General features: G+C 33.2%; 8 protein-coding genes. 6 read left to right on the top strand and 2 right to left on the bottom strand.

What is annotated here, in order from left to right:
* Window positions 1–94 precede the first annotated feature (94 nt).
* The 3 genes from Q0L29_RS07915 to Q0L29_RS07925 all read left to right on the top strand — a co-directional run bounded on the left by Q0L29_RS07915 (window position 95) and on the right by Q0L29_RS07925 (window position 5377).
* On the top strand, window positions 95–1153 hold the full coding sequence (locus Q0L29_RS07915) for an FAD-binding oxidoreductase (RefSeq protein WP_296620605.1): 1059 nt from the start codon (window positions 95–97) through the stop codon (window positions 1151–1153).
* Window position 1154: 1 nt separating this feature from the next.
* Complete coding sequence (locus Q0L29_RS07920; RefSeq protein WP_296620606.1) at window positions 1155–4412, top strand: hypothetical protein; 3258 nt, start codon at window positions 1155–1157, stop codon at window positions 4410–4412.
* An 86-nt stretch (window positions 4413–4498) separates the two neighbouring features.
* Window positions 4499–5377 (top strand): YicC/YloC family endoribonuclease, encoded by an 879-nt coding sequence (locus Q0L29_RS07925; protein ID WP_296620608.1) that lies wholly within the window; start codon window positions 4499–4501, stop codon window positions 5375–5377.
* A 91-nt stretch (window positions 5378–5468) separates the two neighbouring features.
* Here the strand turns inward: Q0L29_RS07925 and Q0L29_RS07930 are convergent, their stop codons facing one another.
* Both Q0L29_RS07930 and Q0L29_RS07935 read right to left on the bottom strand, forming a co-directional pair.
* Window positions 5469–6335, bottom strand: coding sequence for a hypothetical protein (locus tag Q0L29_RS07930; RefSeq protein WP_296620609.1), 867 nt, complete (start codon window positions 6333–6335; stop codon window positions 5469–5471).
* A gap of 332 nt (window positions 6336–6667) precedes the next feature.
* A complete protein-coding gene (locus Q0L29_RS07935) occupies window positions 6668–7168 on the bottom strand; it encodes a DUF6702 family protein (RefSeq protein ID WP_296620611.1) in 501 nt (166 codons plus the stop codon).
* A 192-nt stretch (window positions 7169–7360) separates the two neighbouring features.
* Between Q0L29_RS07935 and Q0L29_RS07940 the strand changes: the two genes are divergently transcribed.
* The 3 genes from Q0L29_RS07940 (at window position 7361) to Q0L29_RS07950 (ending at window position 10937) form a co-directional block, all read left to right on the top strand.
* Window positions 7361–7948, top strand: coding sequence for a HupE/UreJ family protein (locus tag Q0L29_RS07940; RefSeq protein ID WP_296620613.1), 588 nt, complete (start codon window positions 7361–7363; stop codon window positions 7946–7948).
* Between the two features lie 24 nt (window positions 7949–7972).
* Window positions 7973–10282: a M1 family metallopeptidase gene (locus Q0L29_RS07945; RefSeq protein ID WP_296620615.1), complete on the top strand. Its 2310-nt coding sequence runs from the start codon at window positions 7973–7975 to the stop codon at window positions 10280–10282.
* A gap of 424 nt (window positions 10283–10706) precedes the next feature.
* On the top strand, window positions 10707–10937 hold the full coding sequence (locus tag Q0L29_RS07950; RefSeq protein ID WP_296620617.1) for a cytochrome b5 domain-containing protein: 231 nt from the start codon (window positions 10707–10709) through the stop codon (window positions 10935–10937).
* Window positions 10938–11579: the final 642 nt, after the last annotated feature.

Here is an 11579-nt window from a genome sequence, read left to right on the forward strand (position 1 = left end):
TCAAACTAATGAGACTGAAAATAATCATGATTATCGATTTAAACATTATTGAATATTAAATTTACAGATTGAGAATTAAGAATTCATATCATTCATGAAAGTTGATTTTATAATAGTAGGTCATGGTTTAGCTTCGGTGGCTGTGATTGAACACCTTAGAAAATATAATGCATCATTTGTAGTTTTTTCGGATGAAAACGCAAATTCAAGTTCCAAGGTAGCAGCAGGATTATATAATCCCGTAACCGGCAGGAAAATGAAGCAGACTTGGATTGCGGAACAACTTTTCCCTTACTTGGAAGAGTTTTATAGCGACCTAGAACAATCACTTAATGCTAATTTTCTTCATAAAAAATCAATCTACAGACCTTTCCTCTCATTAGAAGATCAAAACGATTGGATGGCAAAAGAACACAAGAACAATTTTTTCATCAAAAGCACCTTTACAAGCCCCCAATTTTCTGACTTTATTACTGATGATTTCGGTGGCATATTATTAGAAAAAAGCGGTTTTTTGGATGTGAAAGAAATGCTTGACCATCATAAAGCAAAACTTATTGAAGACAAGCAATTCATTAATGAGAGATTTGAATATGAGAAATTAGAAGTAAAAGAAAATCAAATACAATACAACGACATAGAAAGTGAAAAAATCATTTTCTGTGACGGGCCTTTAAGTCACAATCCATTCTTTGATTGGTTGCCTACTGCTCCGGTGAAAGGAGAAATCCTTCATATAAAAACAGAGAACCCACTTCCTGATGATGTCATATTCAACAGAGGTGTATTTATAGTGAAAAATCCTCAACATGATTATTATAGGGTTGGTGCTACCTATGAATGGAAGAACTTGGATTACATACCAACAGAAAAAGCAAAAAAACAGTTGACAGATAAATTAGACGACTTACTTAACATTAAGTATGAAATTATTGACCAAGTAGCAGGCATAAGGCCAGCTTCCAAAGACAGACGACCTTTAATTGGAAACCATCCTGAATTGAAGAACGTATTTATTTTCAATGGCTTAGGTACAAAAGGAGTGTCATTAGCTCCATATTTTGCTCATCAGTTTGTAGAATCAATAATTAATTTGAAAAAATTGAACGATGAAGTGAACATAAACCGTTATTATCCATTATATTCAAGTTAGTATGAATTGGAATTTTTTAAAAAGCGTAATAATTATTTTTGGTTTAATATTTCTTATTAAGCCATCATCTCTATTTGCCCAAAATAGTGATGAGTCCTTTGGTAAAAGTAGAATTCAATATCGATATTTTGAATGGAAATATTACAGCACATCTCATTTTGATGTTTACTATTACTACGGTGGACAAAAATTGGCGAAACAAGTAGCCGAAAATATAGAAGAGGACTTTTTGCGTATAACGGATATTATGGGTTATGCTCCCTACAGTAAAACTAAAATCTTTATTTTCAACAGTAATATAGATTACAATCAAAGTAACGTTGGCTTAAATGAAGCTCAGTTCGATATTAGCGGACAGACAAATTTTCTTAAAACACATATTGAAGTAGCCTTCTCAGGCTCTTATCCTGAATTTAGAGAAGAGATAATCTATAAAGTATCAAAGCTTTATGTAAAAGACATGCTCTTTGGTGGTGGCTTAGTGTCTGAAGTATTTCAATCAAATTCCTTATTTACCGTTCCAGATTGGTTTATCAGTGGTGTTGCAGCCTATATAGCTTATGGATGGAATGCAAAAATGGATGATTTTATAAGGAATTTCCTTATGGACAATAGTGCTAGTAACATAGATAAATTAGAAGGTAAAGAAGCAGAACTGGCTGGGCAATCTATTTGGAATTATATTTCAGAAAAGTATGGTAGAATTAACATATCCAATACCTTGAATTTAACAAGGATTATCAGAAATGAAGAAAAAAGCATCACCAACACATTAGGCATTCCATTCAAAGCCTTTTTAAATGATTATAGATATTTTTATGTCAATAATTATACTGATCTGGAAACTGAGAAGCCTTCCAAAAAGAATCAAATTTCAAAACCATGGCACAATGGATTAGATTATACCTCTACAATAAGTCCAAATGGTGATTACCTGGCCTACTCAATTAATAATAGAGGGAGATTTAAAGTAAAACTGAGAGAAATCAGTACTGGAAATGAAAAAATCATATTTAGAGGTGGTCAAAGAAGATTAGAAGAATTTGAAGACACCTTTGCTCCTGCTATGGATTGGGGAGATAGTACTACACTGGGCATAGTAAGCTATGAAAGAGGGGTTAATTTCCTGTATTTGTATAATCCTTACACCAATAAAACTCAAAAGAGGGATTTAAGAAGATTTGATCAAATAAATCAGATAGATATTTATCCCAATGGTAAAACTGCTGTAATAAGTGCTAATGATAATGCTCAATCAGATTTATATTTAATAAGCACAGGAAGGCCAAACGTAAGAAGATTAACAAATGATATTTTTGATGATTTGCATCCGGCTTTTATACCCGGAACAAAAAGGATTGTATTTTCATCCAATAGAAAAACAGATAGCATTTCAATTGATTTCAAATATGAAGATCTTGACAAAAATTTCAACCTTTTTGAACTTGACATTGATAAACCCAATCAGCTAAATCAACTGACTAATGATTTTGGTAAAAACACAAAAGTTGTAATTCCAGATAGTACCACTATATTTTATGTTAGTGACAAATCCGGTATTAATAATCTTTACCGTTTTGATATTCAAAAAGAGATATCGAAACAAATTTCGGCTTACGGTACCGGAATTCGAAATTTTGACATTCGCCCGGAATTAAATTACTTTTCTGTAGTGTTGGATCAAAATGGAAGTCAAAAATTTTATTTTAAAGATGATTTCACTGGTAATGAAGCTAAATTTTTAGCCTCTACTCTAAGAAAACAAGTTCAGCTTAGCAGAAAACTTACTAGAGAAACACCTTCTACGAACCAAAATAAAGCTAGAAGTAATGAAATTGAAATTAAAGATAATCCAAATTTCAAACAAGACTCCTCTCTTTCCAGCCTTCAGAAAAAACTTAAACAAAGTGCAGAATCTACTACAAAATTGGATGCCGATAATTTTGACTTTGAAGAGCAGCAATTTGAAAATGATAAGCAAGAAAGTTCCCTCCTAAAAAATTTAAGTAAGCTCAGAAACACGGCAAGTTTAATGGGCCCATTCGATTATGAGCCTACTTTTACGACAAATAATGTAACTGCCTCATGGAAAATAGATCCTTTAATAGGACTTTCTATGTACTCCAGGTATCAAATGAATGACCTGAGAGAAAACAATAAATTCTATGGTGGCTTTGATGTTTCATTACAAGATTTCAAAAGCGGTTCTATTTTTGGTGAATATCAGTATCTAGAGCGTCTTGTTGATTATAGCGTGAGATTTGAACGGGAAGTTTATGCCACCAAGCTAGACGATAGATATACTGAGCAAACTTATTCACTTAATAATTTAAGCTTTGGAGGTGCATTCCCTTTTTCGAATAACAGTAGAATTAGTGTAAAACCTCACATAATTTTTCAGCAATATATCGAAAGTAGTTTCAATGTATTAACGCAGAGTAACAACTTAGCAAAAAGTCCACTACAAAATGATTTGCTATTCGGTGGGAAAATTGAATATATATATGATAATTCACAACCTTTAGGTCTCAATATGAGGCAAGGATTGAGAGGTAAAGTGGCCTTTGAAAACTACACTGGCGGGTTCAGTGCAGGAGAATCATTTAGTAAGTTATACTTAGACATAAGAAACTACCAAAAAGTATTTCGAGAGATTACATTTGCCAGTCGATTATATGTGGGTGGATTTATTGGACAAAACTCTCCCTACTTCATGTTAGGTGGAGTTGATAATTGGGTATTCAGACGAGTAAATGAGCCAGCAGCTGGCGCAGAAGTAACCCCAGAGGAAAATCCTTTAGCATTAACTTCGGCAGAAAGCCCAATTTATAATTCCAATATCCTATTCCATGAATTTGTTACAGGTTTGAGAGGCTTTCAACTAAATGAATTCAGCGGAAAAAATGTAATCCTATTAAGCAATGAATTAAGATTTCCGCTTTTCAGGGTGTTGAGTAATAATTCCATGACTTCTAATTTTGCAAGAAATTTTCAGTTGATTGGATTTTATGATATAGGAACTGCCTGGTTGGGAGGAAGCCCATGGGATCAGGACAATAGTATTAACCGCCAAAATATAGAAACTGATAATTTTAAAGCAGTCATTAGAAATTATAAAAACCCTTGGCTATCTTCGCTCGGCTTAGGGTTAAGAACCACAGTATTGGGTTATTATATTAGGCTTGATTACGCATACCCAATAGAGGATTACATCGTTCAGGATCCTAAATTAAGCTTAAGTATCGGATACGATTTTTAATTAATTTCACTAAAAAATTATTACAATTTGAAATTCAATACAAAAAGTAATTTTTGTAAATTCATAAATACAGATATTAAAATTTCATGATTAAATCAATGACTGGCTTTGGTATTGCTGAAGCACAAAACGACAACATTACTGTTGAAGTAGAAATCAAAACCCTTAATTCTAAATTTTTAGACCTTTCTTTAAAACTCCCTAAAGTTTTAAATGCTAAAGAAATTGAGGTTCGGAATTTAATTACCCAAATGCTAATTAGAGGAAAAGCATCTGTCGCCATCAAAATTTCAGAAAAAAATAAACAATTAGCTCTACCTAATATAGATCAGGAGCTCTTCTCAGCTTATCTGGAAAAGCTTTCGGAATTGGAAGAGTTAAACGGAAGGAAATTCCACGACATTATGAAAATGTCTTTGGAAGCACCTGATATTATTAAATATGAGGATGATAAGATTAATGAAGATGATCAAAATTTAATTCTTGAAACCCTGAAAAATGCATTAGAAAAATGTAATGAGTTTAGGGAAGCAGAAGGCAAAACTGTAAGTGATCTCTTAGCAGGCTATACCAATACCATTTCTGAAAAACTGGAAAAAGCTAAGGAAATTGAGCCCAAAAGAATGGAGAAAATCCGTACCCGACTGCAAACCAATATTAAGGAATTAACACTTTCTGTGGATTATGATCAGGAAAGGCTGGAGCAGGAATTAATCTATTATTCTGAAAAACTGGATGTAAATGAAGAAGTGGAACGCCTATCCATTCATTTAAAATATTTCCTAGACACGCTCAAAAGTAAAGCTGAATCTCACGGTAAAAAATTAGGATTTATCAGTCAGGAAATCGGTAGGGAAATCAATACTTTAGGCTCCAAAGCCAATGATTCGGATTTGCAGGAGCAGGTCATTCAAATGAAAGAAGAGCTTGAGAAGATAAAGGAGCAGAGTTTGAATGTACTCTAAGGTTAATTCTTAATATCTCAGATAGAATTAAAAAAATCAGCTCTTTTGATGCTTAATCGAAAGAGCTGATTCAAAATATTTTTTTAAGAGGTTATTTTCTATCGATTTCAATAACTAAATAATTTGTATCTTTCCAAAAATCATTGGGACTCAAAATATTAAGGCGTTCGATCTTGTCAGAATTTTCTACTATTTCATAACTGCCTTCTGGGTGATTAGTAATTAACTTAGCCTTTTTACTATCCAGTTGAATAAATTTCAACTGATCTTTCTTCGCTTTATTAAAAAGGCTATCTGCTGCTTCAGCATTTAACATTTTCACTTGTCCAATGCCAATAAAACCACCTTCTTTGTTAACAATTTCTTTTTCCTTTAAGGTCTTGGAATCTGCCACTAGATAAAAAGCTCTATTTAATTTATTTTTCAACTCAGTCGCTAATAAAACCTGATTTTCTAACTCTACACCTAACTCTTCCAATTGCTTCTCAAGCGAATTTCGTAATTCAGTAATCTCATTCTGTTTATCAATTAAACGCTTACTAGTTTCATCTAATCGTTTATCTAATGATAGAATTTCATCACTTTTAACTCCAGATTGTTTTCTTAATTGAACAAGACTTTTATCCAGATTCATGATCTTAATTTTCGAATTTTCCATCATAGCGCGTATGTGGGATATCCGATCATTGATGGTTTTTGCTACATCTTTATTTTTACTCTCCTTTAACTCAACCTTTAATTCACCAACTAATACTTGATTTTCAGCTATTCCCGCAAGGTTTTTATCAATTTCATCCAAAGTTTTTTTGTACTTATTAATAGAAACCTCCATTTTACTACTTGCTCTGCTTAATTCATCGTTCTCAGCTTTCAAATCATTTAACTGCTGTTTCAACTCGGCATTTTCTTTTTTCGTTTTTGTCTGGCAAGAGCCAACAGTCACCATTAATGCCATCAACATAATCAACGCATAATTTTTCATTTTCTGTGGTTTAGATTTCTATAGATTAAATATACGAACGTATCAGGTTTACTATAGTTGATTAAAATGGAAAATTAATTGGGATTTATTTTTTAAAATTGAAATGAGCAAATTACTGAAAATCAGGAAAATATAAATAGATTAGGATTCAAAACCAATTACTTATCCTTGCAAGGAAAAGTAATTCAAATAAAAGAAGTGCAGGAAAAAATTAAGGGCAAAGTTTAAATGTATTATATGAAATTCTAAAGTGGAAATTGGAACATAGGTTCACAATTTTTAAATTAGTAATTATTAATTCGTAATTATTAATAAACTTCAAACTCCACTTCCTGAGTTCCATCACCTTCAGTCAATCTTAAGGTTTTAATTTTTCCTCCTAAATCTGTGTGAACAAGGTTGGATTGCGTATCAAATTCATCAAACAAAACTGTATTGGTGATTTTGAAATTTTTAGGTTTCCTTACTTTGTAGATTTCCTGATAGACCCAAAGCACATTTTCTTCCAGTTCGCTGCCTATATAGGTGATTTCCTGTTCCTTTCCATCAATCTTAACGGCAAACCTTTTCGAATAATAGTCTTTTAGCATCTCATCAATTTCGGAAGTGTTTTCCATTGCCAGAATATCAAGATTGACCTTATAATGCTTGTTTAAAGTTTGTTCAAAATCATCCACAAATACCTTATGCATAATTTGGACTGATTTGGTGTCTTCCTTGTAAACCAAATCTGTAATGGAAACATAAAAGGGATGTAGCATTCCGCTAAGCACCCATAAAAAACCGATAATAAAATTGCTATATAACATTTTTGAAAGTCTTGTGACTGTTTTGCAAAATTATGGTAATATTATGTTTTAATACTATAAAACTGAAAAATTACTAATTAAGCCTATTGGTAATTATTGGAGATAGTCTATTCCGATAGCTATCGGGATTGATATTCAGCACCAATTGACAAATATTTGTATTATTAATTTTTAGATTCTATATAAAAGAATATGTCAACTTTTAAAGCCTACTTTCTAGAAGGACTAGACCACATACTGGACATTAACGGATACGATCACATTTTATTCGTTTTGGCGCTGGCGGCTATTTATCTAATGCGTGATTGGAAAAAGGTTTTAATCCTTATCACAGCCTTTACAATCGGTCACTCTATTACTTTGGTGCTGTCTACCTTAAATTATGTGGTGATTAAACCTGAGTTAATAGAGTTTTTAATCCCGGTAACCATATTCATTACGGCTTTTGCTAATCTTTTCAAGAAAGAACGTGATTTGAAAAGCACTGGAAAGATGCAATTGAATTATATTTTTGCCTTGCTTTTTGGTTTAATTCACGGATTAGGGTTTAGTAATTATCTGAAAGCCATTTTGGGCAAAAATAGTTCTATTGTAATGGAATTATTAGCTTTTAATATAGGACTTGAAGTAGGGCAAATTATTATAGTGCTTATCTTCTTGCTTATATCCTTTATCTTTATAGATCTTTTTGGTTTGAAAAGAAGAGATTGGGTGCTGATTGTTTCCAGCGCCATTGCGGGAATAGCCGTGACAATTATGATGGAAACAAAATTTTGGTAAGTAGTACATTAAATTAAATTAGATATGAAAAGAATATTTACCGCCTTTATGGCACTTTTTGCTTTTGCTGCAACTGCGCAAGAGTATAAAAACCAAGGCAAATTTGAGCAATTGGATTATATGCTAAGGTCACCGAATGTTTACAGAGCAGCTTCAGGTGCACCGGGTCATATGTATTGGCAACAAAGAGCAGATTATAAAATTGATGTGACCCTGGACGAAGGAAAAAATCAAATTATTGGTTCTGAAACCATTACTTATACCAACAATTCACCGGATGATTTAACCTATTTATGGGTTCAGCTTGACCAGAATATGCGTGCTAAAAACAGCATGTCTTATGCAGTAGATGAAAATAGCGTTCCTAGTAGTGCAAGCGAAGGACAAATTGATCGTATGATGGGCTACCCTGATTATGATGGTGGTCATAAAATTCAAAAACTGGTAGATGCTGATGGTAATGATATGAATTACACCATCAATAATACTATGATGAGAATTGATTTGGATGAGCCTTTGAAAGCAGGTGATCAAATTTCATTCTCGATAGACTGGTTTTACAATATCAACGATAGAGCCAGAATGGGCGGTCGTGGTGGATTCGATTACTTTGAAGGAGATGAAAACACTGTTTATACCATTACACAATGGTTCCCAAGAATGGCTGTTTACAACGATTTCGAAGGTTGGCAGAATAAGCAATTCATCGGTAGTGGTGAGTTTGCATTGCCTTTCGGAGATTATGAGGTGAACATAACCGTTCCAGAAGATCATATTATTGCTTCTACAGGTGAATTACAAAATGCTGATGAAGTATTAACTGAAGAGCAGTTAGAAAGATGGGAGAAATCAAAAACTTCTGATGATCCTGTTTTAATTGTTACTAAAAAAGAAGCGGAAAAAGCTGAGAAAAATAAAGCTTCCGGTACTAAAACCTGGACTTATAAAGCAGAAGATGTTCGTGACTTCGCATTTGGTTCTTCCCGTAAATTTATCTGGGATGCAATGGGTGTTGATATCGATGGCAAAACCGTAATGGCTATGTCTTATTACCCAAAAGAAGCCTGGGGATTATGGGATAAATACTCTACAAGAGTAGTAGCACATACTTTAGAAGTATATTCTAGAATGACCATTCCTTATCCTTATCCAGTAGCTATTTCAGTGGAAGCAGCAAATGGAATGGAATATCCAATGATTTGTTTCAACTATGGAAGACCAGCAGAAGACGGTACTTATTCAGCCAGAACAAAATACGGCATGATTGGTGTAATCATTCATGAGGTTGGACACAACTTCTTCCCGATGATTGTTAATTCTGATGAACGTCAATGGACCTGGATGGACGAAGGATTGAACAGTTTTGTGCAATTCGTTACTGAGCAGGAATGGGAGCCTAACTACCCAAGTCGTAGAGGACCTGCTGGAAATATTGTTTCTTATATGAAAGGAGATAAAAACAATATCCGTCCTATTATGACGAATTCAGAAAACATCATTCAATTTGGAAATAATGCTTACGGAAAACCTGCTACTGCTCTAAATATTTTAAGAGAAACTGTAATGGGCAGAGAGCTTTTTGATAAATCATTCAAAACTTTCTCGGAAAGATGGGCATTCAAACACCCTACTCCTACTGACTTTTTCAGGACAATGGAAGATGCTTCAGCTGTTGATTTAGATTGGTTCTGGAGAGGTTGGTTCTATAGCACTGACCATGTGGATATCGCCATAGAAGATGTGGAATGGTATAAATTTGATTCTCAAAACCCAGATGTAGAGAATAAAATCAGAAAAGATAGAGATGAGGAAGAAAGCTACCATGTTACTCCAGATAAGAACAATAAAGAAGGAGTTAAAACGGTAGTAGAAAAACATCCTGAATTGAAAGATTTCTACAATAGCTACGATCCATTTGAAGTGGATAGCGATGACAGAAAAGCTTATAAATCATTTAGAGCTTCACTATCGACTAAAGAGAAAGAGTTATTAGATGGCGGATATAATTTCTATGAAGTTCAGTATAAAAACGAAGGTGGATTAGTAATGCCTATCATAGTACAAGTTACTTATAGGGATGGGAGCCAAGAAACGTTAAAATATCCTGCTGAAATCTGGAGAAAGAGAGAGAATACTGCTACTAAAGTGATTATTTCTCAAAAAGAAATAGTTCAGTTTCAGGTAGATCCTAAAAGAGAAACAGCAGATGTAGATGAAGAAAACAACTACTGGCCACCTAGAAGTATTCCTAACAAATTTGAATTATATCAAAGAAGGAATACTACTCCAAGAGGTCAGTCACCGGCTGATAATGAAATGAGCCAAAACAAATAGAGTAGTTTAAACTACAAATAATATTTTACCACAAAAGAGTCGATGACAATTATAATGAGAATAAAGCCTCATTAACTTTTGATAAATTTGATTCTTTTGTGGTTTTTTATTTAGGGTAAAATTTCATTTTGACTATTGTATATTAAGATTTCATTTTCCCAGCCGACACCCCTATAATCCCCTAGAGGGGATAGTTTTCACAGATTTGCATTAGGAGAAAATAATAAAATCACCACAATTTTCTACTTTAGCAAAATCCTATTATCTCTTTTGAAGTTCAATTCAAAAAACTACGAGGCCTTAAAATAAGCATTTAGCTGTCCTTTTGTGTTCTTGGTGAAATTCTTAGAGATCTTAGTGGTTAAAGAAACCAGCCTTAGGCTGTCTTTTTGTTTCTAATATGGTTCATTTAAAATAATTATTAATGAAAAAATATAGCCCTCAACAGCTCGCTTTGCGAAACGGACAGGATCGAGATGAAATCTGGATAGCTTATAAGGGAATTATATATGATGCCACTAACTCCAAACTATGGAGAAATGGGACGCATTATGAACATTGGTCGGGGCAAGACTTAACTGATGAGTTAAAAGATGCTCCACATACAGAAATGGTATTTGAAAGACTAAATGTAATTGGTGAACTAATCCAATGAATCGGCAGAATTATCTTGCTGATAAATACTTTCCTCTATTTTAACATCTGCTTCTTTTTCCTGTTTTCCTCGCTGCGCCACCATAATTATTCAAAGTACAAATAATTTCAGTCGAATAATTTAAAAATATCTAGAAACAAGGTAAAACTGATTTAATTAAGGGAATAATAAGATCGAATTTATTTGATCAGTTCATTAATAGCTAACTCCCCTAATTTCGCCTCAAGCGAAAAAGCGGGCTGGAAGGTAAAATGGCGGGCCAGCGTTGGCATTTGCGGGAAGTAGCATCATTTTACCTAGATTTTTTGTATACTTTTTCATCAATGGAAAAAGTATGAAGCATTAAGCAAGAATTAAAACTCAAAAATTGGCAATATAATGCTTAATTCTGCATTTTTGGACACTATATAACAATAAAAAAGTGCCTTTAAAACAATAAAATATAGTGTTTTAATTTTACCGAGGAAAACAGATGTGTTCGAAAGATTAAATGTAATTGGAGAATTAATCCAATGAGTCAGCTGGATTATCAGACTTGTTTATCCTTTCTTCTATCTTCACATCGGGTTCTATTTCATTTCCATCTTCTCTATTAAAAGATATTAAAATGAAAGGGATCAAAAAGAAGGTTAGAATTATATA

This window comes from Marivirga sp., from assembly GCF_024636815.1.
In the GTDB taxonomy this organism is placed as follows: domain Bacteria; phylum Bacteroidota; class Bacteroidia; order Cytophagales; family Cyclobacteriaceae; genus Marivirga.

Coding starts and splice junctions, on each gene's coding strand:
- Q0L29_RS07915 (WP_296620605.1), top strand. CDS start 95: ATGAAAGTTGATTTTATAATAGTAGGTCATGGTTTAGCTTCGGTGGCT.
- Q0L29_RS07920 (WP_296620606.1), top strand. CDS start 1,155: ATGAATTGGAATTTTTTAAAAAGCGTAATAATTATTTTTGGTTTAATA.
- Q0L29_RS07925 (WP_296620608.1), top strand. CDS start 4,499: ATGATTAAATCAATGACTGGCTTTGGTATTGCTGAAGCACAAAACGAC.
- Q0L29_RS07935 (WP_296620611.1), bottom strand. CDS start 7,168: ATGTTATATAGCAATTTTATTATCGGTTTTTTATGGGTGCTTAGCGGA.
- Q0L29_RS07940 (WP_296620613.1), top strand. CDS start 7,361: ATGTCAACTTTTAAAGCCTACTTTCTAGAAGGACTAGACCACATACTG.
- Q0L29_RS07945 (WP_296620615.1), top strand. CDS start 7,973: ATGAAAAGAATATTTACCGCCTTTATGGCACTTTTTGCTTTTGCTGCA.
- Q0L29_RS07950 (WP_296620617.1), top strand. CDS start 10,707: ATGAAAAAATATAGCCCTCAACAGCTCGCTTTGCGAAACGGACAGGAT.